This window comes from Gordonia sp. DT218 (genome assembly GCF_049847105.1).
In the GTDB taxonomy this organism is placed as follows: Bacteria; Actinomycetota; Actinomycetes; order Mycobacteriales; family Mycobacteriaceae; genus Gordonia.
In genome coordinates, this window is the sequence record NZ_JBNCNS010000002.1 from 582,445 (window position 1) to 606,914 (window position 24,470).

The following is a 24,470-nucleotide window of genomic DNA, read 5'->3' on the forward strand; positions in this document are numbered from 1 at the left end:
GCGTCGGGCTCGAGCCGCGTGCGGTTACAGTGAGGGAATGGTCCTGCGGGAGTGGGCTCGGGACGCGCACGCCGCGGTGGACGAAGCCCGGGAAGCATTGCGTCACGTCGCCGACGATCCGGCGTCGCTGACCGACGACGAGTGGGTCGCCCTGCTCGGCGCGTCGGGGCCGGAACTCGAGGCGCTGTGTGCGCTCGCCGACTCCGCGCGTCGCGAGGTGACCGATCCCGGCACGGTGACCTTCGTGGTCAATCGCAACCTCGACACCTCTGTGGTCGCCGCCGGACGCGACGATGTACCGGCCGTGGAGGCGTTGGTCGACGAAGCATGGCGGCTCGGGGCCACGGAGATCTGTGTGCAGGGGCCGGTTCCCGCCGACGCCCCGGCCGACGAGTATCTGCGTCTCGTCGAACGAATCCATGGTGCGGCGCCGGATTTGCACCTGCATGCGTTCCGCCCGCCCGAGGTACGCGACGCGGCGGACCGGATGGGCGTGCCGATCGCCGATTTCCTGCGGGCCGCCCGCGACGCGGGCCTCGGCTCGGTGCCCGGCACCGCCGCGCAGATCCTCGACGACGAGGTCCGGTCCCGTCTCGCGGGTGGTCGCGCACCGGCGGTGGGGGACTGGATCGAGGTCATCGAGGCAGCGCACGGGGTCGGTCTGTTCTCCACCGCGACCATGCTCTACGGCCATGTCGAGACGCCTCGGCATCAAGTTGCGCACCTTCGTCTGCTCACCGAGATCCAGAGCCGTACCGCCGGTTTCAGCGAATTGATCGTCATGCCCATGCTGCCCGAGAATGCCGGACCGCATCTGTCCGGGATCGCGACTGCCGGCGTATCCGAACGTGAGACCCGTGCGGTCCATGCTGTCGCGCGGCTGCTCACACTCGGCCACTTCGACCATCTCCAGGTGGCGTGGACGAAACTCGACCGCGACGTGGTGGAGCAGGTCCTGCGTGGCGGCGTCGACGACATCGGTGGCCTCCTGCTGGACGGCGAGCTGATGCCGGCGGCGGGTCAGGAGGCCGGCCGGGTCCTCGACGTCGACGAACTCGTCGACATCGCGGCACGAGTCGGCCGGGCACCGCGTCAACGCACCACCGCCCATACCGAACCGCCGGCCGACCGTCTCGTGTCCATCCCGCAGGTGCGTCCATGACCACCCCTGGCACCGCCACCACGCCCACCGCGGTGGACGTCGCGATCGTGGGTGCCGGATTTGCCGGGATCGGCATGGCGACGCAGTTGGCAAGACGCGCAACGGAATCCTTCGTGGTTCTCGAGCGTGCCGACGCGGTCGGTGGCACGTGGCGCGACAACACCTATCCCGGGATCGCCTGTGACATCCCGGCACACCTGTACTCGTTCTCATTCCGTCCACCGACCGACTGGGCGACGTTGTATCCGCGCGGTGCCGACATCCAGCGGTATCTTCAGCGCACCGTCGACGACGAGGGGCTCGCACCGCACATTCGCCTCGGTTGCGAACTGCGGCAAGCCCGGTGGGATGACGATGGCGCGTACTGGTCGCTGGCCACCGAGTCGGGACCGATCCGTGCCCGGGTGCTGGTGATGGCCGTCGGTCGGCTGTCCGAGCCGCACCTTCCCGATGTCGACGGTCTCGAATCATTCACCGGCACAGTCGTTCACACTGCATCCTGGCGCGAGGATCTGCTCTCCGGGGGAGAGCGGATCGGAGTGGTCGGCACCGGCGCATCGGCGGTCCAGGTGATCCCGCACCTTGCCGAGAGTGCCGAAGAACTGGTGGTGTTCTCGCGCACGCCTCCCTATGTGGTCCCGCGTGAGGATCGTCGACTCTCGGATGCGGAACGAGCCGAGCTGCAAATACCGGAGAATGCGCAGGCCCTGCGCGAACGACTGCTCCACGACGCCGACAAGGCTTTTCGGCAGCGCCTCGGCCTCCATCCCGACATCGATGCCATCCGCGACCGCGCGCGCGGACATCTGGACCGCCAGATCGGCAGTCCGTCGTTGCGGGCCGAGCTCACGCCCGAGTACGAGATCGGTTGCAAGCGAATACTGCTGAGCGACGACTTCTATCCGGCCCTGGAGCGTCCGAACGTGGTGTTCGAGTCGAGTGCGCTGGATTCGGTCTTCGAGTGCAAGGCGCGTGCGGTCAGTGGCAACACCTACGACCTGGATGTTCTGGTGATGGCCACCGGGTTCGAGGCGACCAGACCGCCCGCCGCGACGCGTATCCGCGGACGCGGCGACCGGGTACTCGCCGACCACTGGTCCGATGGCATGGTCTCCTACGCCTCCACCACGGTCAGCGGCTTCCCGAACATGTTCGTCCTCGACGGCCCGAACGCAGCACTCGGGCACAACTCCGCGATCTTCATGATCGAGACCCAGCTCGACTACGTGGTGGGCGCGATGGACTTCTTGGCGCACAACGAAAGTCGTTCGCTGGAGGTCAGCGCGCAGGCTGAGGCGGAGTACACCCGGGAGATCGACGAGCGCAGCGCGGCCACGGTGTGGTTGACCGGCTGCGAGAGTTGGTACGTGGACCCGAGGAGTGGGCGCCTCACACTGCTGTGGCCGGGGACCGCGGTGTCGTTCCGGGAACGTAACGGCACCTTCGACCCGCAGCCGTATCTGATCGAAACCCGAACCCACGACAGAGGAGGTCTGCCACGATGACCGACGCGGGAACCTCGACCGCCTTGGCAGCGGCGCGATCCGGAGGGCCGATCGACCTCGAACAAGCGACGACCCTGCTGGCGTGCTCCGGCGACGACCTGCTCGAGCTGCAGGGGATCGCGGGCCGGATTCGCGATGCGGGCCTCGCGGCGATGGGCCGTGAACGTCAGATCACTTACTCGCGCAAGGTGTTCATCCCACTGACCCGACTCTGTCGTGATCGCTGCCATTACTGCACGTTCGTCACGGTGCCCGGCAAACTGGCCCGCGAGGGACACGGGATGTACCTCGACCTCGACGAGGTCGTCGACATCGCACGCAAGGGCGCCGAACTCGGTTGCAAGGAGGCGTTGTTCACTCTCGGTGATCGTCCCGAGGAGCGCTGGTCACAGGCGGGTGAATGGCTCGCCGCGCGTGGGTACACCTCGACGCTGGATTATGTGCGTGCCGCGGCGGTGGCGGTCCTCGAGGACACCGGGCTGTTGCCGCACCTGAATCCCGGTGTCATGAGCGTCGAGGAGATGCGTCGGCTACGGCCGGTCGCGCCGTCGATGGGGATGATGCTCGAGACCACGTCGCGCCGTCTGTTCACCGAGAAGGGTCAGCCGCATTACGGGAGTCCGGACAAGGACCCCCTTGTGCGCCTGCAGGTGCTGCGCGACGCCGGTGCCGTCCGCGTCCCGTTCACCACCGGCATCCTGGTCGGTATCGGCGAAACTCTCACCGAGCGTGCCGAATCGATCCTCGCGATGGCCGACATCCATCGGTCCCACGGTCACATCCAGGAAGTGATCGTGCAGAACTTCCGGGCCAAGCCCGACACCGCGATGCGGGGTACACCCGACGCGGCGATGACCGAGTTCCTCGCCGCGGTCGCGGTGGCGAGGATCGTGCTGGGGCCGGGGATGCGCGTCCAGGCACCGCCGAATCTGGTGTCGTCGGAGGAGTGCGCCGCCCTGATCGCGTCGGGCATCGACGACTGGGGCGGGGTGTCGCCGTTGACCCCCGATCACGTCAATCCCGAGCGTCCGTGGCCGAATCTCGAAGTGCTGGCGGAGATCACCGCCGCGGCGGGGCATGCGCTCACCGAACGCATCACCGCTCAGCCGGCGTATGTTCTCGGTGACGGCTGGATCGACCCGTCCCTCGCCGAGCACGTCGCCGCCGTCGCCGACCCCGCCACAGGTCTCGCCGCCGAGGTGACCCCCCGTGGCCTTCCCTGGCCCGCCGTCGCCTGACCGGCCCTCCGTCCCGCCGATCCTCCGTCCCGCCGGCCCTCCGTCCCGCCGGTCCTCCGTCCCGCCGATCCTCCGTCCCGCCGATCGTGCGCACAATCCCATCGATCGTGCACGACGAGGTCGTCGGGAGACGGTCTGTTCTGTGGTCCGCGCACGATCGGCGCGATTCCGTACCCGATCGGCGCAGTTCTGTACCCGGTCGACGCAGCGATGCGCACAGTCGGCGCGAAACTGCGCACGATCGGCGAGGTGGCGGGGCAGGGTAGGCGGGCGGGTCAGGCAGTCCCGGATACGTCGACGGCCCGCAGTGCCTCCCACCCGCCGACCACGTCGGTGGCGCGGTGCAGGCCGAGTTGTTGCAGAGCGGCCGCGGCGAGGCTGGACGTGAATCCCTGGGAACACAACACGATCCATCGCACATCGTGATCGACAGCTTCGGCCACCCGTGCTTCGCTGGCCGGATCGCATCGCCACTCGAGCACGTTGCGTTCGATGACGAGTGCGCCGGGCGCCGCACCCTCGACAGCGCACTGGGCAGCGGGGCGGATGTCGACGAGGACGGCGCCGTGCGCGAGCTCGTCGGCCACCTCGCCCGGATCGAGCCGTTGGAGCCGTTCGCGGGCATCGAGCAGCAGATCATCGATCGTCGGCATCTCGGTCACTCCGGTTGGTCGGTGAGTTCGGTTCGCGTCCGTCGCAAGGTGGCGTGATCGGACACAGCGTAGAACGACATCGCGGTCAGGGGCGGGGAATAGGCATGGACGCTGAGGGTGGGCGTGACGGTGTCGAGGGGAGCCTCGTCGGCGTGGTCGCCGGGGCGGATCGCCAGTGCGTCGTGCCGCTGCACGTCGTGGACCCACCCGAGCGGAAACGCGGCCTGATCGCCCGCATTCAGGATGCGCAGGGCCAATTCGTCCCCGATCCAGCGGTACTCGCGCAACGAACCCGACAGCACCGTGAGCGCTCCCAGTGAACCGGCGTGATCGTGGAGCTCGGTCGAACGATCCGGGGTCCAGCTGATGAGCCAGAGGTCGAGGTCGTCAGTGGTCTCCAGGCGGGCGGCCCACCGTTCGACCGGATCCCAGCGGTCGGGGAGGAGCTGATCGTAGACACCGTCGAGGACGTCGGCGACGCCCTGATCGGTGATGCGCAGCAAGTCTGCGGGGCGCAGTCGGGTCGGCAGGTTGGTCGAGCGACCGTGCGCGGGTTCGAACCGGGGATCGGGTCGGCGTAACGTCGTTGTCATCGTGGTCTCCGAGTCGAAGGATGGGGGTCGGGTGGTCAGTCTCGACAGCCCGGACACATCCCGTGCGGGACGTCGCCGTCGCGTTCGTACTCGGTCACGTGGACAACAGTCGTGCGGAACCGCGATGGCGTCGAGGGTTGGACGCGCGTTGATCGCAACAGCTCGGCCGGATGTGATCCCCATTACTCCCAGGTCGTGAGCATGGGGCGGGTGTCGAGGGGCCACGCCTGCGACGGATACGATTGATCGTGGACTCTCTTGCGACCGGCCCTCGACGGCCTGGCCAGGCGGTCCGTAATGCGGTGCGTCCAGCCCACGCGCCGTTCGAGGACGACACCGCTGCACGTGCGATCGTCGTCGACCCGAGTTTGCAGCGAAGGAGAGTGTGGTGACCTACATCATCGCGGAGCCTTGCGTGGATGTCCTGGACAGGGCCTGCGTCGAGGAATGCCCGGTGGACTGCATCTACGAGGGCGGTCGGATGCTCTACATCCAGCCCGACGAGTGCGTGGACTGTGGCGCCTGTGAGCCGGTGTGTCCGGTCGAGGCGATCTTCTACGAAGATGATGTGCCCGACGAGTGGGAGCCGTACGTCAGTGCGAATGCCGACTTCTTCGACGATCTCGGGTCGCCGGGTGGCGCGAGCAAGGTGGGCAAGACCGACCACGATGCCGCGTTCATCAAGGGTCTGCCCCCGATGAACGAAGAGGAATGACCTGACGCGGTGAGTACGTCCGGATTCACGACACGACGACGCGTCAGCGGCCTTCTCCCCGACTTCCCCTGGGACACCATCGGTGATGCGCGGGCGCGTGCGGCCGGGCATCCCGACGGCATCGTCGATCTGTCGGTCGGCACCCCGGTCGATCCGGTCGATCCGGTCATCCGCTCGGCGCTCGCGACGGCGTCGGAGTTCCCCGGCTATCCGACCACGGTCGGCACCACCGAATTGCGCGAGGCTGCGGTGTCCGCGATGGACCGCCGTTACGGCGTGTCCGGCCTCGACGAGTCCGGCGTCCTACCGGTCATCGGTACCAAGGAGGCGATCGCCGGGATCGTGTCGACGCTGGGCGTCGGCGCCGGCGACGTCGTCGTGATCCCGGAAGTCGCGTATCCCACATACGAAGTCGGTGCGATCCTGGCCGGGGCGACACCGGTGCGCGCGGATTCCACGGTCCAATTGGGGCCGACGTCTCCGGCGCTCGTCTTCCTCAACTCGCCGTCGAACCCGACCGGCAAGGTGCTCGGGGTCGAGCATCTCCGGAAGATGATCGACTGGGCCCGCGAGCGCGGGGCGATCGTCGTGTCCGACGAGTGTTATCTCGGGCTGGCCTGGGAGTCGGAGGCATACTCGATACTCGATCCGCGGGTGAGTGACGGTGACCACACCGGACTGATCGCCGTGCACTCGCTGTCGAAGGTCTCGAATCTCGCGTCCTACCGGGCGGGCTTCCTCGCGGGAGACAGTGCTCTGATCGCCGAGTTGCTCGCAGTCCGCAAACATGCCGGGCTGATTGTGCCGTTCCCGATCCAGGGTGCGATGGTCGCGGCCCTCGATGACGATGCGCATGTGCTGGCGCAGCGGGAGCGCTATCGGTCGCGCCGGGACACGCTCGTCGCCGCGGTGCGGGCCGCCGGTTTCCGGATCGATCATTCCGAGGCGGGTCTCTATCTGTGGGCGACCCGCGACGAGGACAGCAGGGTCACCCTCGACTGGCTCGCCGATCGGGGCATCCTGGTGGCGCCCGGCGATTTCTACGGTCCGGCCGGGAAACGGCACGTCCGGATGGCACTGACCGCCACCGATGAACGCATCGTCGCGGCCGCCGCACGTCTGACGGCCTGACCCGACGACGAGCGGTCGGATCAGGCCGTGCCGAGTGTCAGTTCTTGTGCAATGCCTCGTTGAGGGCGATTCCGTCGCCCTTCCACGGCACCACCTCGACCGCGCCGGTGAGGCTGTTACGGCGGAACAGCAGATTCGACTGCCCGGCGAGCTCGCGTGCCTTCACCGACGAACCGTCCGGTCCGGTGACCTTGGTTCCCGCGGTCACGTACAGGCCGGCCTCGACGACGCAGTCGTCGCCGAGGGGGATGCCGCAACCGGAGTTGGCACCGAGCAGGCAGCGCTTGCCCAGCGCGATGATCTCCTTGCCGCCACCGGACAGGGTTCCCATGGTGGAGGCGCCGCCGCCGATGTCGGAGCCGTCGCCGACGACCACGCCGGCCGAGATCCGACCCTCGACCATCGAGGAGCCGAGCGTGCCGGCGTTGTAGTTCACGAAGCCCTCGTGCATCACGGTGGTGCCGGGCGCGAGGTGCGCACCCAGGCGGACACGATCGGCGTCACCGATGCGCACGCCGCCGGGCAGCACGTAGTCGACCATGCGCGGGAACTTGTCGACGCTGTAGACGGTGACGTGACCGCGCGATCGCAGCCGGGAGCGCGTCGATTCGAAACCCTCGATGGGGCAGGGCCCGAAATTGGTCCACACGACGTTGCTCAAGAGGCCGAAGATGCCCTCGAGGTTTGCGCCGTGCGGTGTCACCAATCGATGCGACAGCAGATGCAGTCGGAGATAGACGTCATGCGCGTCGACCGGCGCCGACGAGAGATCGGTGATCGAGGTGCGCACGGCGACGGTCTTGACGCCGCGGGAGTTGTCGGTGCCGACCAGGTCACGCAGCGCGGACGGGACGTCGTCGCCGTCGAGGACGACGGTCTCCGACGTCGCCGGACTGTCGAGTTCCGGTTCGGGGAACCACACGTCGAGGACCGCTCCCGGATCAGCGGATCCGCCATTGGTCACGGTGGCAATGCCGGTTGCGTAAGCGCCATTCGTCGTCACGGGAGGACAGCCTACCGGGATGGGGGAATACTCGAATTCGTGACCGTCTCGATGACCGCAGGCCGGTGGGCCACTCCGCGCGCAGGGACGGTGTGGCGTGCGCGGCACACGGCCGGGGAGTCGACGATCCTGCCCGACGGCTGCATGGACCTCATCTGGACCGGACGGCGGGTGCTGGTGGCAGGCCCGGACACCGGTCCGTACCGGTACCGCGCGGACAGTGCGGAATCGATGGTCGGTCTGCGCCTCCCGCCGGGTATGGCACCCAACGTGCTGGGCCATCCGGCCGAGCGATTGCGGGACCGACGCGTCGATCTCGCCGACCTCTGGTCCGATACCGAGGCGCAACGCTGGTGCACGCGACTGTCCGAGGCCGACGATCCCGCGGCGGTGCTCGACGAGATCGCGCACACCATGGTGTGGGACCCCCCGGCCTGGCTCGCCCCGGCTACCGCCCTTCTGGCGGCGGGCGTGCGGGTCGAGGAGTGCGCTGACCGATTGGGGATGACGGTCCGCACGTTTCACCGGCACTCGTCGCGGTTCTACGGCTACGGACCCAAGACGTTGCAGCGCATCCTCCGAATGCGCGCCGCGCTCGGCGACCTGACCGTCGGCCGGGATCTGACGGCGGCGGCGTACCGCCACGGGTACGCCGACCAGCCGCATATGCATCGGGAGTTCGTCGAACTGACCGGACGGGGCCCGTCGGCATACCTGCGCACCATCGACCTGCGAAGCGTGAATCAGGCCAGCGGGCAATAGAAGTCGACGGGGTTGCCGTCGGGATCGAGGACCACCGCGTACCGCTGACCCCAGAACGCGTCGAACGGTTCACGCTGAGACACGTGGCCGGCATCGACGAGACATGTGTACTGGGAGTCGACCTGATCGGGTGACGCACACTCGAAGGCGAGCGCCATCCGGTGCCCTCCCGAGGGCTCGCGCCAGGTCGGTGTGAAGGATTCGACCACCGCACGGGTGTCGAACAGGATGCGGATGCCACCGGTCGTTGCCTCGGCATGCGGCTCCTGCTCGGCTCCTGCTCGGCGCCTGCCGGGATGTCCAGGCCGCAGAGCCGGTAAAAGGCGAGTGCGGCGGACATGTCCGCGGTCACGATCGACAGGGCGTTCAGCGTCGGAAGTACTGCGTTGTCGGAGGTCATGTCGCTGACGGTACTGTGCGGGCCTCATCCGGTCTTGAACGTTTCGGACACTTCGGGCGGGGTCTTTCCGCTCAATCGTTTCTCCGCTCAGCGCGGCAGCGTCGCCGCCGGCGCGGGGCCGGCCGTCTGGGTCTGTGCGTGGGCGTCGGCGACGAAGCGGTCCGCGTTCTCACGGGAGACGCCGCAGGCGTTGCCGCAGTACGAGCAGTGGATCGAGTAGGAGCCGTCGCCCATCGGGAAGATCGGCAGGAAGAACAGGGTGAACCATGTCCTGGTGCGGAACAGGCGCTGCGCGGCGTGTGCCCGGCAGAAGGCGCAGTGGAAATACAGCACCGCCAGCAGGGATGAGGTCTGTCGTCCGCCGAAGATGATCATGGGTGTCCTTCCCTGGAGAATGGGTCAAGAGTAGGCCGCGGTGTCCGGGCCGAAGGTGTCGAGCGGTCGTTTGTCATTCGGCTGGTAGATACGGAGACCCGACCGCGACTCGACGGGTCCGGCCAAGGTGCCGGGCGGCATCCGGCGAGCGGGTAGATTCGGCTCACGCACGCCTGACGACTCCGATGTGGAGGACCCGATGATCCGCGGTATGCACGGCCTGTTCTACTCCACCGAAGAACAGGCACTTCGTGACTTCATCAAGGACAAACTGCAGCTGCCGTCCACCGATACCGGTGGCGGCTGGCTCATCTTCGACGCACCGGAGGCGGACCTCGGAGTGCACCCGACCGACGGCACGAGCCCTCCGTCGGGGACCGTGGACATTTCGTTCTACTGCGACCGCATCGACGAGACGGTCGAGGAACTGAAGAGCCGCGGCGTCGAGTTCACCCAGGACGTCGAGGATCACGGCTACGGGCTCGTGACGTACTTCAAGGTTCCGGGCGGGTTCAACGTCCAGTTGTACGAGCCCCGCTACCAGAAATGAGCGTGACGGCGGTCCCGCGACCGTCGGCGTCGGTGTGGCCACGCGTTACGGTGAACCGGTGACCACGCCCGTCCTCGACCTGCAGGCCGATCCCGTCGACCTCACCGCCGCCCTCGTCGACATCGAGAGCGAATCCCGCAACGAGACGGCCGTGGCCGACGCCGTCGAATCCGCCCTCCGCGCTCAGACAAGCGGTTTCGAGATCGTCCGGCACGGCAATCGAGTCCTGGCGCGGACCGATCGCGGACTGCCGAGTCGCGTGATCCTCGCCGGTCACCTCGACACGGTGCCGGTTGCGGGCAATCTCCCGCACCGTCGAACGAACGACGAGACCGAGGGTGAGGTGTTGCACGGATGCGGCACCGTCGACATGAAATCCGGGGACGCGGTCTTCCTGCACCTCGCGGCAACGATGGCCGCGCCTGCGCACGACATCACCCTGATCTTCTACGACTGCGAGGAGATCGCCGCGAAGTACAACGGGCTCGGTGTCATCGAGCGCGAACTGCCCGAATGGCTCCGCGGTGATGTCGCGATTCTCGGGGAGCCGACCGCCGGACTGATCGAGGCGGGCTGTCAGGGCACCATGCGTGCGCGGTTCTCGGCGCGCGGTGTGCGCGCGCATTCGGCCCGATCGTGGATGGGCGACAATGCGATTCACAAACTCGGGGGTTTGCTGACCACCTTGGCGGGCTACCGCCCGAGGACCGTCGCCATCGATGGCTGCGAGTATCGGGAGGGCCTGTCCGCGGTCGGGATCGGCGGCGGCGTGGCCGGCAACGTCGTGCCCGACGAGGCGTACGTCGACGTCAACTTCCGTTTCGCACCCGACCGGAGTGCCGAGCAGGCCACCGAGCACGTCCGTCAGGTGTTCGCGGCCGAGCTCGCCGACGGTGAACTGGGTTTCGACGTCACCGATTCGGCGGCCGGGGCGTTGCCGGGACTGTCGAATCCCGCGGCCGCGGCCTTGGTGGCCGCTGCCGACGGCAGGTTCCGGGCGAAGTACGGGTGGACCGATGTCTCTCGGTTCTCGGCGCTCGGAGTGCCCGCGGTGAATCTCGGGCCGGGCGACCCGAATCTGGCACATCGGGTCGACGAGCGGGTGCCCGTGGGCCAGATCGGTCAGGTCGCCGATCTTCTGCGTGCGTTCCTGTCCGGGTAGCCATTAGCGTGATGGCCATGTCATCCGCTGATCCCTCCGACGAACCGGGCCGTCACCGGGCCGGTGACGTGCCGTCCCCCGACGATCTCGAGACCTGCTACGTCGGGCCGGTGCGTGTCCGGCGTGAACAGGGCGAACCGAGCAAGACCACGGACCGTCGGCTCCTGGAATGGGTCGATCCGCGTGATGCGGATCTACGTGCCGAGCGGACCATGCGGGATTCGTGGCGGGTGCTGCGCATCCAGTCGGAGTTCGTCGCGGGCTTCGATGCGTTGAGTGAGGTGGCCGAGGCCGTCACCGTGTTCGGGTCCGCCCGCCTGGTCCCCGGCTCCCACGACTTCGATCTCGCGGTGCGGCTCGGCCGCGCGCTGGGGGAGGCGGGGTACGCGGTGATCACCGGCGGCGGCCCGGGTGCCATGGAGGCCGCCAACCGGGGCGCCTGGGACGCCGGGGCCCAATCCATCGGCCTCAACATCGAATTGCCGTTCGAGCAACACCTCAACGAGTGGGTCGACGTCGGCATGAACTTCCGCTATTTCTTCGTGCGCAAGACGATGTTCGTCAAGTACGCCCAGGCCTTCGTCTGTCTGCCCGGCGGATTCGGGACGCTCGACGAGCTGTTCGAGGCGCTGACGCTCGTGCAGACGAAGAAGGTCGTCAGATTTCCGATCGTGCTGATCGGCCGCGACCACTGGACCGGCCTGGTGGACTGGATGCGCGAGGTGTTGTTGAACAAGGGGATGATCTCGCCTGACGATCTCGATCTGCTGCATCTCGTGGACGAGCCGGCCGAGGCGGTCGAGATCATCGCGGCGGCCGCGGCCGGGCGTGGTGGTCGATGAGCGCGATCTGCGTCTACTGCGCATCAGGACCGGTCGAGCAGCGTTTTCTCGATCTGGCGGCCGATCTCGGCACCGCGCTCGCCGCCGCCGGTCACACCGTGGTGTCCGGCGGCGGCAACATCTCCATGATGGGCGCACTCGCCGAGTCCGCGAGAGCGGCGGGCGGGACAACCGTCGGCATCATCCCGCGCGCGCTGATGGAACGCGAGGTCGCCGATCTCGGCGCGGATGAACTCGTGGTCACCGAGACGATGCGCGAGCGCAAGCGTCTGATGGACGACCGCGCCGACGGATTCATCACCCTGCCGGGCGGCATCGGCACCCTCGAGGAGCTGTTCGAGACGTGGACCGCCGGGTATCTCGGTATGCACGACAAGCCGGTGGTGCTCCTCGACCCGTTCGAGTTCTATGCGCCACTGCTCGGCTGGTTGCGCGACCTTCGCGGGCAGGGATTCGTCTCCCGAACCGCCCTCGACCGGCTGCTCGTCGCGGAATCGGTGCCGATGGCCATCCGGTTTGCTACTGCTCGGTAAGGTAGGCGAGACGTTCGACAACGATCGTTGTCGAACCCGGCCGGGATGACACCCCGAGTGCACGAGGAAGCGGAGTACACAACTGATGTCGAGCAGTGATACGCACACCGCGGTCGGTATCACCGACCTGATCCGCGGCGTCGTGAAGATGGCACCGCAGGCCCCCGGCATGCTCAAGCACGTGCCGGGACTCATCCGTCGGCCGCCGGAGGCCGAGCGCACCATCGGCTCGATCTTCCAGAAGCACGCGCACGCCCACCCGGACCGTCCCTTCATCCGCTTCCAGGGCCGCTCGATGACCTACGGCGAGGTGAACCGACGGGTGAACCGGTACGCGGCCGTGCTCGCCGAGAGCGGGGTGGGCCGGGGCGACGTCGTGGCCCTCCTCGCCAAGAACTCACCGACCGACCTGATGATCATGCTCGCAACGGTGAAACTCGGTGCGGTTGCCGGGATGCTGAACTACAACCAACGCGGAAAAGTCATGGCGCACAGCGTCGCCCTGCTCGATGCGAAAGTGCTGGTGCACGACCCGGACTGCGTCGAGGCGTTCGAGTCGATCCCGGCCGAGGGGCGGCCGCCGCACGTCTTCGATTTCGCCGACTTCGAGGCCGCGGCCGAAGGCCGGCCGGAGGACAATCCGTCGGTGACTGCGACACTGCCCGCGGCGACCAAGGCGTTCTACATCTTCACCTCGGGCACCACCGGGATGCCCAAGGCCAGTGTGATGAGCCATAACCGGTGGCTTGCGAACCTGTCCGGCATCGGCGGTCTCGCGGTTCGACTGAAGCACAGCGACACCATGTACGTGCCGCTGCCGCTCTACCACAACAACGCGTTGTCGGTGTCTCTCGGATCCGTGCTGGCCTCGGGTGCCTGCATCGCGATCGGGAAGTCGTTCTCGGCATCGAAATTCTGGGACGACGTGATCCTCAACCGCGCCACGGCCTTCTGCTATATCGGCGAGCTGTGCCGCTACCTTCTGGCGCAGCCGGAGAAGGCCACCGACCGTCAGCACGCGGTCAGGGTGATCATCGGCAACGGTATGCGGCCCGAGATCTGGGACGAGTTCGCCGAGCGGTTCGGCATCGATCGGATCGTCGAGTTCTACGGCGCCAGCGAGCTGAATCTCGCCTTCGTGAACGCCTTCAGCGTCAAGCGCACTGCAGGTTTCTGCCCGCTGCCGTACAAGATTGTCGAGTACGACGACCACGGCGAACCCAAGCGGGACGAGCACGGTCACCTCACAGAGGTCGGCAAGGGCGGCACCGGGCTGTTGGTGGCCGAGATCAGTGAGCGCGTGCCCCTCGACGGCTACACGGATCCAGAGGCCACCGAGAAGAAGGTGATCCGCGACGCGTTCAAGAAAGGCGACTCCTACTTCAATTCGGGAGACCTCGTGCGCGATCAGGGCTTCGCCCACATCGCATTCGTCGACCGTCTCGGTGACACGTTCCGGTGGAAGGGCGAGAACGTCGCGACCACCGAGGTCGAGGCGGCACTCGACTCCTTCCCATCGATCGCCCAGTCGGTGGTCTACGGCGTCGAGATCGAAAAAACCGACGGCCGCGCCGGCATGGGTGCGGTGAAGGTGCGTGACGGCTCCGACCTCGACCCCGGCAAACTCGCCGCCCACCTCTACGATCACCTGCCCGCATACGCGGTACCGCTCTTCGTCCGGGTCGTCGATGATTTCGAACAGACCTCGACTTTCAAGAACCGGAAGGTGGAATTGCGCGAAGAGGGCTTCACGAAGGTCGGCGAGGACGACCTCTACGTGCTCGCCGGCCGGGACAAGGGGTACGTCGACTTTTACGACGACTACCCGTCTGACGTCGCAGCGGCGAAGGTGCCCAAGGGCTGAGCGGCAGCTCTCAGATCGTGCTCGTCACACACTGATCGAGTGGTTTGCGCTGGTCGAGTAGGTGACGAGCGTAGCGAGGAACCGTGGTTTGCGCTGGTCGAGTAGGTGACGAGCGTAGCGAGGAACCGTATCGAGACCACTCGTTACGCTGGTGCCATGCTCCCGACGTTGTGCGGAAAACCCGTCGCGACCGACCGCGCGCTCGTGATGGCGATCGTCAACCGGACGCCGGACTCGTTCTACGACAAGGGTGCGAGCTTCGCGGATATTGCCGCCCAGGCTCGCATCGACCAGGTGGTGGCCGAAGGTGCGGACATCGTCGACATCGGTGGGGTGAAGGCCGGACCGGGCGCCGAGGTGGACGCGGCCACCGAGACCGATCGCGTGGTCCCGTTGATCGCGTGGGTCCGCGAGCGCTTCCCGGACGTTCTCATCAGCGTCGACACCTGGCGCAGTGAGGTCGCCGAGCGTGCGTGCGCGGCGGGCGCCGATCTGATCAACGACACCTGGGCCGGAGCGGATCCGGATCTGGTCAAGGTTGCCGCCGCACGCGGCGCCGGGATCGTCTGCTCGCACACCGGTGGGGCGACCGTGCGGACCCGTCCGCACCGGGTGGCCTATCCGGATGTGGTCGCCGAGGTGATCGCCGACGTCACGGCGGGGGCGCGACGGGCCGTCGACGCGGGGGTGGCCCGTGATTCGATCGTGATCGACCCGACACATGATTTTGGCAAGAACACTCACCACGGGCTCGCCTTGTTACGCCAGGTGAACGATCTTGTTAACACCGGCTGGCCAGTGCTTATGGCGCTGAGCAACAAGGATTTCGTGGGGGAGACTCTGGGTGTGGATCTCGAACAACGGTTGGAGGGAACTCTGGCCGCGACAGCCCTGAGTGCCGCCGCAGGCGCCCGGATCTTTCGCGTGCACGAGGTCGCCGCCACCCGTCGCGTGGTCGACATGGTCGCTGCCATCGCGGGGTCACGACCGCCCGCCCGAACAGTCAGGGGACTCGCATGACCGAACAGGGACGACGTACCCAGACGCGTCGCAAGGCGACCGTCACCAACAGCCGCAACAAGGCCAACATCTGGCCGACACCTGCCGACACGCTCGGAACCAAGCAGCGGTGGGCGGCGACCAACACCTGGGAACAGCCGGAATGGACGCTCGACGAGCTCGTCGCGGCCAAGGACGGCCGGACCATCTCGGTTGTGCTGCCTGCGCTCAACGAGGAGGAGACGGTTGCCGATGTGATCGCCTCGATCCGCCCCCTGTGCGGCACGCTGGTCGACGAGTTGATCGTGCTCGACTCCGGGTCCACCGACGCCACCGAGGAGCGGGCGCGGGCCGCCGGTGCCACCGTGATCGGACGTGAGCAGGCCGTGCCGGAACTCGAACCTGTGAAGGGTAAGGGCGAGGTGCTGTGGCGGTCGATTGCGGTCGCCACGGGGGACATCATCGCGTTCGTCGATTCCGACCTGATCGATCCGGATCCGATGTTCGTACCCAAGATGCTCGGCCCGCTCCTGATCGATCCCCGTATCCAGCTCGTGAAGGGCTACTACCGGCGCCCGCTGCGTACCGGTGGCCGGCACGACGCCAACGGTGGCGGACGGGTCACCGAGCTCGTCGCACGTCCTCTGTTGGCTTCGCAGCGGCCAGATCTGACCGGCATCCTGCAACCCCTCGGGGGCGAGTACGCCGGAACGCGCGAACTGCTCTCGTCCGTGCCGTTCGCGCCCGGCTACGGCGTCGAGATCGGCCTCCTGATCGACACCTTCGACCGCTACGGACTCGAGGGCATCGGGCAGGTGAATCTCGGGGTGCGGACGCACCGGAACCGACCGCTGATCGAACTGGGCGTGATGAGCAGGCAGATCGTCGGCACCTTGATGCGTCGGTGCGGCATCGAGGACTCCGGGATCGGGCTCACGCAGTTCACCGCCGAGCCGGACGGGTCGTTCACCCCCCACACGACCGAGGTCTACCTGGAGGATCGGCCGCCGATGAACACCATCCGGCCCGTCGAGACCGACGCCGCGGAGATGGCCTCTTGACCCGTCACTCCTGAGGGTGATGCCGACGACCGTCTGACAGTATTGATCGTATGCAGACGATCCTGCTGTACCTGCTGATCATGGCCGTCGTGGTGGCCGCGGTCTTTGCCGTGGTCTGGTTCGTCTTCGGTCGCGGCGAGGATCTCCCGCCGCTCGACCGGGGTACCACGCTGACCAGGCTCCCGCGGGCCGGCATCACCGGGGCCAATGTCCGTGCGCTCACGTTCTCGCAGAAGTTCCGTGGCTACTCGGCGGCCGAAGTCGACTGGGCCATGGAGAAACTCGCACGTGAACTCGACGAATTACGTGGCGTGGTCCTCGACCTCCAGGGCCGCGAGGCGGCCGACCTCTCGGCGACCGAGGGCGACCCGCGGGACCGGCCGTCCGCCGAGCAGTGACACCAACTGGCCACGTGCGCAGCAGTGACGACCACCCCTACACGTATCATTGTCCTGGCACCTGCAGCATTTCCGACCGATGTTGAGGGTGTCGTTCCACACCGTGTGGCGAAAGCTCTGAAGGGAGTTCGAGAATGGCGGCAATGAAGCCACGTACTGGGGACGGCCCCCTCGAAGCGGCCAAGGAAGGACGTGGAATCGTTGTCCGGATTCCGATCGAAGGTGGCGGACGACTCGTGGTCGAACTGACCGCGGACGAGGCGGCCGCGCTGGGCGAGGAATTGCGCGGGGTCACCGGCTGAGCCGAGAAGGCGTATTGGCGGGGCCGCTGCGCGAGGTCGAGTCCGCGCTGCGGTGTCCGGTGTGCGCCGCCGACCTGGCGGTCGCCGCCGACCACCGGTCGCTGCACTGCGGCGCATCCCACCGTTTCGACATCGCCCGGCAGGGGTATGTCTCATTGATCGACGGTCGGTTGACCAATCACCTGTCCGACACCGCGCAGATGGTCGCCGCGCGTCGGCGCGTGCATGATTCCGGGTTCTTCGGTGTGGTGTCCGACGTCGTTGCCGATGTCATCGAGCGAGCCGCCACCGAGAACACGGCCGTCCGGAGCACAGGGGATCCGGACGGGCTCGACCTCGTGCTCGACGCCGGCGCGGGAACCGGGCATTATCTGGCCGCCGCCCTGGACCGCGCGCCGGGGCTGCACGGACTCGGACTCGATCTCTCGAAATACTGTGCACGGTCGGTCGCCCGATCGCACCCGCGCGCCGCGTCGGTGGTCGCCGACGTCTGGCGGCCCCTGCCGATCCGATCGTCGTCGATCGGGGCGGTCCTCTCCGTCTTCTCGCCGCGCAATGTCGACGAGTTCGTCCGCGTGCTGCATCCCCGCGGGATCCTCGTGGTGGTGACACCCAATGCCGATCATCTCGGCGAGATCATCGCTCCGATGGGGATGCTCGCGGTCGGTGCGGACAAGGACGACCGACTGCGCAGCGCGCTTGCCGGCGAGTTCGAGGTCTGTTCCGAAACTGTCGTCGGCGACCGGCGCTCGCTCGACGCCGACGCCATCGTGGACGTCGTCGCCATGGGCCCGACCGCATTTCATCGTTCGCCGGGGCAGATCCGGTCCGATGCCGACCTCGTGATCACCGAAGCGGACGGCCCCGTCGACGTCTCGGTGTCCGTCACGGTCACGACGTGTCGACCTCGACGTCGTTGAGGGCGCCCTCACCGCAGGATCGCGCGGTACACCTCGAGTGTCTGTTCGGCGATCGCATCCCACGAGAATTCGGCCTCGGCACGTTCCCGTCCCGCCGAGCCCATGGCCGCTGCGTCCGTGGGGTCGCCGACGACCGCGTTGACGGCGTCGGCGAGTCCGGCCTCGAAGGCCCGGGGCTCGACCTGGTCGTAATGCACCAACCGGCCGGTGACGTTGTCGCGGACGACCTCCGGAATGCCACCCACGGCGGAGGCCACCACCGCGGTGCCGCACGCCATCGCCTCGAGGTTCACGATCCCCAACGGCTCGTACACCGACGGGCACAAGAAAACTGTTGCTGCTGTGAGTATTTCGCGAATTCGCGGTTGGGGGAGCATCTCCCGGACCCAGTACACACCATCGCGCGACGCGGACAGCTCCGATACCGCGGCCTCGATCTCGGCGCCGATCTCCGGGGTGTCCGGGGCGCCGGCACACAGCACCAACTGGATGTCGGGGGCGAAGTGGTGGGCCGCGGCGACCAGGTGCGCGACGCCCTTCTGGCGGGTGATCCGTCCGACGAACGCGACGATCGGGCGGTCGGGATCCACGCCGAGGCCCGTCAGGGTCGATTCGGGCCCGAATGCATCGTCGACGGGAAACCACGAGGTGGTGTCGATACCGTTGCGCACCACGTGAACCCGCTCGGGATCGAGGCGTGGGTAGGTGTCGCAGACGTCGGTTCGCATACCGGAACTCACCGCGATGACGGCATCGGCGTATTCGACCGCGTTGCGCTCCACCCAGCTCGACACGCGGTACCCGCCGCCCAGTTGCTCGGCTTTCCACGGCCGCATCGGTTCCAGCGAGTGGGCCGTCAACACGTGGGGCACCCCGTAGAGTTGCGCGGCGAGATGGCCGGCGAGGCCCGTGTACCACGTGTGTGAGTGGACCAGATCGGCGCCCTGTGCACCTACGACCATCCGTAGATCGGTTGACAGCGTGGTGATGGCGGCGTTGGCGCCGGCGATCCCCGGATCCGGCTGATAGACATGGGCGGTGTCGCGTTCGGCGCCCATGCAGTGCACGTCGACGGTGGCGAGGCTGCGAAGGTGCCGCACCAATTCCGTGACGTGTACGCCGGCGCCGCCGTACACCTCGGGTGGATACTCCCGGGTCATCATCGCCACCCTCATGCGGTCGACGCTAACGCCAACGTCGGCTGTTCGCCAACGGTGCTGCGAAACACGCGACCGGGGACAGGTCATTCGTCTGGCCCGAGCCCTGGATGCCGGTTAAGTTGGGGAGTGTGAGAACACAGCCGCACGTGCTCGGAATGGTCCTCGCAGGCGGTGAGGGGAAGCGCCTCTACCCCCTGACGATGGATCGTGCGAAACCCGCGGTTCCGTTCGGCGGTTCCTACCGCCTCATCGACTTCGTCCTGTCCAATCTCGTGAATGCGGGTTACGAACGTATCTGTGTGCTCACGCAATACAAGTCGCATTCGCTCGATCGGCACATCTCGCAGACGTGGTTCTCGGCCGGATTCCACGGCGAGTACATCACCCCTGTCCCGGCGCAGCAACGCCTCGGGCCTCGCTGGTACACCGGCAGTGCGGACGCGATCTTCCAGTCGATGAACCTGATCACCGACGAGGAACCCGAATACATCGTGGTGTTCGGCGCCGACAACGTGTACCGCATGGACCCCTCCCAGATGGTCGAGGCGCACATCGACGCCGGCGCCGACGTGACGGTGGCCGGCATCCGGGTGCCCCGCGCCGAGGCGACGGCGTTCGGCTGCATCGACTCGGACGCGTCGGGCCGGATCACCCGATTCCTCGAGAAGCCGAGCGATCCGCCTGGCACGCCGGATGATCCCGACGCCACGTTCGCATCCATGGGCAACTACGTGTTCACCACCGAGGCGCTCGTCGACGCCATCCGCGCCGACGCCGCCGACCCCGATTCCGATCACGACATGGGCGGCGACATCATCCCCGGGTTCGTGCGCCGCAACACGGCGTTCGTCTACGACTTCAAGGACAACGAGGTGCCCGGCGCCACCGAGCGCGACAAGGGTTACTGGCGTGACGTCGGGACGCTGGATGCGTTCTACGACGCGCACATGGACCTGGTCTCGGTGCACCCGGTCTTCAACCTGTACAACCGGCGCTGGCCGATCCGTGGCGAGACGGTCAATCTGCCGCCCGCCAAGTTCGTCCAGGGTGGCACCGCCCAGGACTCCGTCGTCGGCGCCGGCAGCATCATCTCGGCCGGTACGGTGAGCGACTCCGTGTTGTCGGCGAATGTGGTCATCGAGGACGGCGCCGTCGTCGAGGGGAGCGTCCTGATGCCCGGCGTCCGGGTGGGTAAGGGGGCCGTGGTGCGTCACGCCATCCTCGACAAGAACGTCCACGTCGGTGAAGGAATGCAGCTCGGTGTGGATGCGGCAGCGGATCGGGAACGCTTCTCCATCAGCGGCGGTGGCGTGGTGACCGTCGGCAAGGGTATCCGGATCTAGGACGCCCTCGGGCGAGTCAGATCGCCGCCGAGCGGCTGGTTTCCCTCGATCGGGCGCAGTTTCTCGTCGTGCGGGCGCACGCTGGAGTTGCGACATTGCCCTGTGCCCGGTCGGCGTGGAACCGTGCCGCTCGACGGGGATCTGGGCCCGCTCGAGCGGGACTGCCCGGTCGCGGCTCAGGTGGTTTCGCGCCGCCAGGCGGCGAGTCCGCGGTCGATGAGAACCGGGACGTCGACGGTGTCGGTGTCGGGTGGCAGGTCGTCGATCGGCCACCAGGCGAGGTCGACCGACTCGTCGCTGCGCACGATCGCCGGTGGCCGATCGTCCTCGGTCGGCCGCGCGACGGCGGCAAAACGCACATCGAGGTGCCGGGTCGGGACGCCTAGGGAACACGTGATCGGGTGGGTGTGCAGGTGGACGGGCGCCGACGTCAGTCGCAGATCCGGCACCCCCGATTCCTCGCGTGCCTCGCGTGCGGCCGCCCCGGCCAGGGTCTCGTCGGACTCCTCGCAATGGCCACCGAGCTGAATCCACTTGCCCACCCGCGGGTGCAGGGTCAGCAGTACGTGGGTGAGCGTCGCGTCGAAGACGATCGCGGACGCGGTCAGGTGACCCGGCTCGCTGCGGCGCAGGCACGCTTCCGGCGCCGCATCGAGAAATGCGAGATACGTATGGCGCAACGCGTCCTGGTCGGCATCCGGTGCCGCCCACGAGCGCAGGCATGCGACGGCCGACGCATGTAACGACGCCGTGGTCATCGCTCGATCACCAACCCCTCGGTGGCCGCAGGCGGCCGCAGCCCCGCGTCCTCTTCGGGTCGTCCGATGGCGACCGCACCCAGCGGCTCCCAGTGCTCGTCGAGGTCGAGGACCTCGCGGACGATGTCTGCGGCGAAGATGGTCGATCCGATCCAGCAGCTCCCGACCCCGCGCACCGACAGCGACACGAGCAGCGACGACACCGCGCCGCCCGCCGCGACCGTGAACATCGTGTGTTCGGCGGCCGCTCGCCGGGCGTCCGGGTAGTCGTGAGCGCCATCGGGGACGAGGAACGGGATCACCAACTCTGGTGCGTCATAAAGGATCTGGCCTCGACGTACGCGTTTGCGGATCGATTCCGCCGACTTCTCGTCGTCCTCGAGGTCGCGTCGCCAGGCGGCGGCCATTGCGTCGAGCAGCCGGGTACGGCGTTCGTCCGAGCGCACCCAGACGAAGCGAACCGGATGGGTGTGATGCGGTGCGGGTGCGGTGAGTGCCTCGGCGAAAGCCGCGGACATCACCCCGGGTTCGATGGCCCCGGGCGCGAACGTGCGCACCGACCGACGCGTCAGCACCGCCTCGCGACGGCCCTGCTCGATCGCCTCCGCGGTGCCGAGCCGAAACAGGTCCTCCGACGCCGGCCGGACGAGATCGACGGCCCCGGAGCCGTCGTCGACCGGCGCGAGGCCGCGTACCACGGCGATGGGGACCCCACCCAGTTTGCCCTTCACCAGATCCGCTGCCGCGGCGATCTCGTCGGCGACGGCGATGTCGGTGACCACCAGGGGATTCCCGTAGGCATCGACCGAGCCCTCGTAGGGATGGGAGACCCGGATGCCCGCCGCGCCGATGGCGACGTCCGTCTGCCCGTTACGCCAGGCGCGGCCCATCGTGTCGGTGACGATCACCGCGACGTCGATGCCGGCCGCATCGCGGATGCGTGCCCGGAGCCCGGCCGCGCTCGCATCGGGGTCCACCGGCAGCAGTGCGAGCTGATCGGTGGCGATGTTCGATCCGTCCACCCCGGCCGCCGCCTGCACGATGCCGATCCGGTTCTCGGTGATCAGCGTTCGGTTCTTGCGTGCCAGTACCCGCACCGACTCGTCATCGACGAGCTTGCGGCGCAGCGCATCTCGTTCGTCCGGATCGGTCGGTGCGGCCACCATGCGGTTCTCCACCTTGGAGAAGATCTTGCTGGTCACCACGACGATGTCGTCGTCGGCCAGCCAGGGCGCGGCGGAGAGGAGTTCGGCGGCGATGTCGCTCTCCGGGCCGAACTCGCCGAGACCGGTGACCGCGCGGATCTCCAGGCCTCCGACGGACCCGTGGTCGCCGGGTCCCGAAGCGCTGCTCACGACGTACTCCGTTCCGCTGTACCGATATTGCGATCGGGGGTGGCGACTCCGACCAGCGCGCATGCGTCGCGGACCATCTGTGCGGTGGTTGCCGGATCGGTCATCAGCAGCGGTGCGGAACCGATCGCGACGCCGTCGACGGCGGCCCGGTCGCCCTCGGCGACCAGCCATCCGTCGAGGATCCCGTTCCCGCTGCGTGCGCCGTAATGTGCCGCGATCGCCTCGGCGGAGGTCTCCACGCCGATCACCGACAGACATTCGTCGGCCATCCCGCGCAGCGGGCGGTTGTCGATCACCGGGGAGATGCCCACGACGGGTGCCGAGGTGGTCCGCAGCGCGCTTCGGATACCCGGCACGCTGACGATGGCGCCGATGCTGACCACCGGATTGCTGGGAGCCAGCAGCACGATGTCGGCGGCGGCGATCGCCTCGGTGACACCCGGGGCGGTGCGGGTGTCGTCGGAACCCACCTGCGCGAAACCGAAGGTCGGGATCTGTGCACGGTGTCGGACCCACCACTCCTGGAAGTGGATCGCGACGCGCTCGCCGTCGGCGCCGTCGGGCTTGGCCACCACCACGTGGGTCTCGTGACGATCATCCGTCGCGGGGATGAGGCGGACACCGGGAAGCCACCGTCTGCACAGCGCTGCCGTCACGTCCGACAGGCGGTAGCCGGCGTCGAGCATCTGGGTCCGGATGAGATGCGTGGCGAGATCGCGATCGCCGAGGCCGAACCAGTCCGGATCGGCGCCGTAGGCGGCGAGCTCCTCCTTGGCGTGCCAAGTCTCGTCGACCCGTCCCCACCCGCGCTCGCGGTCGATCCCGCCGCCGAGGGTGTACATGCAGGTATCGAGGTCGGGACAGATCCGGACGCCGTGCATCCACGCATCGTCGCCGACGTTGACGATCGCGGTGGTCTCGTGACCCCCGTCTGCGACCTCACCGTCGGGTGTCGTCGCATTATCCTGGCCAGGATAACCGGGTCCGGGAAACGGCGTGGGGCCGAGCAATTCGCGGACGCCGGACAGGAAGCGGGCGCCACCGACGCCACCCACGAGAACCGTCACTTTCACCTCGTTCACTCTAGTGATCGACGGCCGGGTGGTGTCGACCGCGGTGGGTGCCGACGTTGCGCGTGGTCAGCGGGCCGTCATCTGCGGGATGCCACTCGCCGGCGGTGGGTTCGCTACCATGGTCTCGATCCCGGGGGAGGGGATTGTTCATCTGTGAGATTGCTGATGTCTGCGCCCGACCCCCGTGTCGAGACCGAGGGTTTCCGACGACTGATGGTATTAAGGAATCTTTTCGGTTTAACTTGACCGCAGCGGTCCATGCCGTGTGTAATCACATCAGTGTCATTATGAGTTTGAGATCGAGAATTGATGGAGCGCAACGTTTTCGATCATTTGTTCGAATGACTCATTGGGTGCGATACCCGGACACACGGTGAAGATCGATGGTGTGGGCAGATGTGGTGGGGCGGCAGGGTGGCCGCGGACACCGACGACTGGAACTGACAGACTTCTCGAGCTAGGAGGCGCCGACGATGGCTTTTGAGAACCCGATCGGCAATCCACTTGAACCACGCGACTACTCCGATCCCCGCAAACCCGTTGAGCCGGTGCATCGTTCGGAAGAGCTGGCCGGCGCCGACGTGGCGGCCAATCGTCTTGGGCTGGTGGGAGA

Annotated in this window: 26 protein-coding genes; 17 read left to right on the top strand and 9 right to left on the bottom strand. The window is 67.4% G+C overall.

Annotated elements, in window-relative coordinates; translation table 11 throughout:
* Positions 1–37 precede the first annotated feature (37 nt).
* The 3 genes from ACPXCG_RS09515 to cofG are packed head-to-tail and all read left to right on the top strand — an operon-like array spanning position 38 to position 3,905.
* Positions 38–1,162: an FO synthase gene (locus ACPXCG_RS09515; RefSeq protein WP_425791390.1), complete on the top strand. Its 1,125-nt coding sequence runs from the start codon at positions 38–40 to the stop codon at positions 1,160–1,162.
* A complete protein-coding gene (locus ACPXCG_RS09520) occupies positions 1,159–2,667 on the top strand; it encodes a flavin-containing monooxygenase (RefSeq protein WP_425791392.1) in 1,509 nt (502 codons plus the stop codon). Before ACPXCG_RS09515 ends, ACPXCG_RS09520 begins: the two co-directional genes overlap by 4 nt.
* Positions 2,664–3,905 carry a 7,8-didemethyl-8-hydroxy-5-deazariboflavin synthase CofG gene (cofG, locus tag ACPXCG_RS09525; protein WP_425791394.1) on the top strand — a complete coding sequence of 414 codons (1,242 nt, stop codon included), beginning with the start codon at positions 2,664–2,666 and terminating at the stop codon, positions 3,903–3,905. Before ACPXCG_RS09520 ends, cofG begins: the two co-directional genes overlap by 4 nt.
* Before the next feature lie 275 nt (positions 3,906–4,180).
* On the opposite strand, the gene ACPXCG_RS09530 is transcribed toward cofG, so the two are convergent.
* Positions 4,181–4,558, bottom strand: coding sequence for a rhodanese-like domain-containing protein (locus tag ACPXCG_RS09530; protein ID WP_425791396.1), 378 nt, complete (start codon positions 4,556–4,558; stop codon positions 4,181–4,183).
* Between the two features lie 5 nt (positions 4,559–4,563).
* Positions 4,564–5,151 (bottom strand): cysteine dioxygenase, encoded by a 588-nt coding sequence (locus tag ACPXCG_RS09535; RefSeq protein WP_425791398.1) that lies wholly within the window; start codon positions 5,149–5,151, stop codon positions 4,564–4,566.
* 388 nt (positions 5,152–5,539) lie between these two features.
* On the opposite strand from ACPXCG_RS09535, the gene fdxA reads away from it, so the two are divergent.
* Positions 5,540–5,866, top strand: coding sequence for a ferredoxin (fdxA, locus tag ACPXCG_RS09540; RefSeq protein WP_164308994.1), 327 nt, complete (start codon positions 5,540–5,542; stop codon positions 5,864–5,866).
* 9 nt (positions 5,867–5,875) lie between these two features.
* A complete protein-coding gene (gene dapC, locus ACPXCG_RS09545; RefSeq protein WP_425791401.1) occupies positions 5,876–6,997 on the top strand; it encodes a succinyldiaminopimelate transaminase in 1,122 nt (373 codons plus the stop codon).
* Positions 6,998–7,034: 37 nt separating this feature from the next.
* Here dapC and dapD read toward each other — a convergent pair whose 3' ends face one another.
* Positions 7,035–8,000, bottom strand: coding sequence for a 2,3,4,5-tetrahydropyridine-2,6-dicarboxylate N-succinyltransferase (dapD, locus tag ACPXCG_RS09550; protein WP_425791403.1), 966 nt, complete (start codon positions 7,998–8,000; stop codon positions 7,035–7,037).
* Between the two features lie 39 nt (positions 8,001–8,039).
* Between dapD and ACPXCG_RS09555 the strand changes: the two genes are divergently transcribed.
* On the top strand, positions 8,040–8,762 hold the full coding sequence (locus ACPXCG_RS09555; protein ID WP_425791405.1) for a helix-turn-helix domain-containing protein: 723 nt from the start codon (positions 8,040–8,042) through the stop codon (positions 8,760–8,762).
* Here ACPXCG_RS09555 and ACPXCG_RS09560 read toward each other — a convergent pair.
* Together ACPXCG_RS09560 and ACPXCG_RS09565 are read right to left on the bottom strand one after the other, a co-directional pair.
* Positions 8,744–9,190 carry a VOC family protein gene (locus ACPXCG_RS09560; RefSeq protein WP_425791407.1) on the bottom strand — a complete coding sequence of 149 codons (447 nt, stop codon included), beginning with the start codon at positions 9,188–9,190 and terminating at the stop codon, positions 8,744–8,746. The genes ACPXCG_RS09555 and ACPXCG_RS09560 overlap by 19 nt on opposite strands.
* A 59-nt stretch (positions 9,191–9,249) precedes the next feature.
* On the bottom strand, positions 9,250–9,537 hold the full coding sequence (locus ACPXCG_RS09565; protein ID WP_425791409.1) for a zinc-ribbon domain-containing protein: 288 nt from the start codon (positions 9,535–9,537) through the stop codon (positions 9,250–9,252).
* A gap of 199 nt (positions 9,538–9,736) precedes the next feature.
* Here ACPXCG_RS09565 and ACPXCG_RS09570 point away from each other — a divergent pair, with 199 nt between their 5' ends.
* The 10 genes from ACPXCG_RS09570 (at position 9,737) to ACPXCG_RS09615 (ending at position 18,168) form a co-directional block, all read left to right on the top strand.
* Positions 9,737–10,087: a VOC family protein gene (locus tag ACPXCG_RS09570; RefSeq protein WP_425791411.1), complete on the top strand. Its 351-nt coding sequence runs from the start codon at positions 9,737–9,739 to the stop codon at positions 10,085–10,087.
* Between the two features lie 58 nt (positions 10,088–10,145).
* Positions 10,146–11,249, top strand: a complete 1,104-nt coding sequence (gene dapE, locus ACPXCG_RS09575) for a succinyl-diaminopimelate desuccinylase (protein WP_425791413.1) — start codon at positions 10,146–10,148, stop codon at positions 11,247–11,249.
* A gap of 17 nt (positions 11,250–11,266) precedes the next feature.
* Entirely contained in the window at positions 11,267–12,091 is an 825-nt protein-coding gene (locus tag ACPXCG_RS09580; RefSeq protein ID WP_425791415.1) for a TIGR00730 family Rossman fold protein, read from the top strand.
* Positions 12,088–12,624, top strand: a complete 537-nt coding sequence (locus ACPXCG_RS09585; RefSeq protein WP_425791417.1) for a TIGR00730 family Rossman fold protein — start codon at positions 12,088–12,090, stop codon at positions 12,622–12,624. The genes ACPXCG_RS09580 and ACPXCG_RS09585 overlap by 4 nt, the downstream gene beginning before the upstream one ends.
* Before the next feature lie 85 nt (positions 12,625–12,709).
* Positions 12,710–14,488, top strand: coding sequence for a long-chain-acyl-CoA synthetase (locus ACPXCG_RS09590; protein ID WP_425791419.1), 1,779 nt, complete (start codon positions 12,710–12,712; stop codon positions 14,486–14,488).
* Between the two features lie 156 nt (positions 14,489–14,644).
* Positions 14,645–15,508: a dihydropteroate synthase gene (folP, locus tag ACPXCG_RS09595; RefSeq protein ID WP_425791421.1), complete on the top strand. Its 864-nt coding sequence runs from the start codon at positions 14,645–14,647 to the stop codon at positions 15,506–15,508.
* A complete protein-coding gene (locus tag ACPXCG_RS09600; protein ID WP_425791423.1) occupies positions 15,505–16,548 on the top strand; it encodes a glucosyl-3-phosphoglycerate synthase in 1,044 nt (347 codons plus the stop codon). Before folP ends, ACPXCG_RS09600 begins: the two co-directional genes overlap by 4 nt.
* Positions 16,549–16,598: 50 nt before the next feature.
* On the top strand, positions 16,599–16,946 hold the full coding sequence (locus tag ACPXCG_RS09605) for a DivIVA domain-containing protein (RefSeq protein ID WP_425791425.1): 348 nt from the start codon (positions 16,599–16,601) through the stop codon (positions 16,944–16,946).
* A 134-nt stretch (positions 16,947–17,080) separates the two neighbouring features.
* A complete protein-coding gene (locus ACPXCG_RS09610) occupies positions 17,081–17,248 on the top strand; it encodes a DUF3117 domain-containing protein (protein WP_004019232.1) in 168 nt (55 codons plus the stop codon).
* Between the two features lie 14 nt (positions 17,249–17,262).
* A complete protein-coding gene (locus ACPXCG_RS09615) occupies positions 17,263–18,168 on the top strand; it encodes a putative RNA methyltransferase (protein WP_425791429.1) in 906 nt (301 codons plus the stop codon).
* An 8-nt stretch (positions 18,169–18,176) separates the two neighbouring features.
* Here ACPXCG_RS09615 and glgA read toward each other — a convergent pair whose 3' ends face one another.
* Positions 18,177–19,343, bottom strand: coding sequence for a glycogen synthase (gene glgA, locus ACPXCG_RS09620; RefSeq protein WP_425791431.1), 1,167 nt, complete (start codon positions 19,341–19,343; stop codon positions 18,177–18,179).
* Between the two features lie 113 nt (positions 19,344–19,456).
* Between glgA and glgC the strand changes: the two genes are divergently transcribed.
* Positions 19,457–20,671 carry a glucose-1-phosphate adenylyltransferase gene (gene glgC / locus ACPXCG_RS09625; RefSeq protein ID WP_425791432.1) on the top strand — a complete coding sequence of 405 codons (1,215 nt, stop codon included), beginning with the start codon at positions 19,457–19,459 and terminating at the stop codon, positions 20,669–20,671.
* A 176-nt stretch (positions 20,672–20,847) separates the two neighbouring features.
* Here the strand turns inward: glgC and ACPXCG_RS09630 are convergent, their stop codons facing one another.
* From ACPXCG_RS09630 to cofD, 3 genes are read right to left on the bottom strand one after another with little or no spacing between them, the layout of a single operon-like run.
* Complete coding sequence (locus ACPXCG_RS09630; protein ID WP_425791434.1) at positions 20,848–21,429, bottom strand: NUDIX hydrolase; 582 nt, start codon at positions 21,427–21,429, stop codon at positions 20,848–20,850.
* Positions 21,426–22,784: a coenzyme F420-0:L-glutamate ligase gene (locus tag ACPXCG_RS09635; protein ID WP_425791436.1), complete on the bottom strand. Its 1,359-nt coding sequence runs from the start codon at positions 22,782–22,784 to the stop codon at positions 21,426–21,428. The genes ACPXCG_RS09630 and ACPXCG_RS09635 overlap by 4 nt, the downstream gene beginning before the upstream one ends.
* Positions 22,781–23,857, bottom strand: coding sequence for a 2-phospho-L-lactate transferase (gene cofD / locus ACPXCG_RS09640; protein ID WP_425791438.1), 1,077 nt, complete (start codon positions 23,855–23,857; stop codon positions 22,781–22,783). The genes ACPXCG_RS09635 and cofD overlap by 4 nt, the downstream gene beginning before the upstream one ends.
* Positions 23,858–24,470 lie beyond the last annotated feature (613 nt).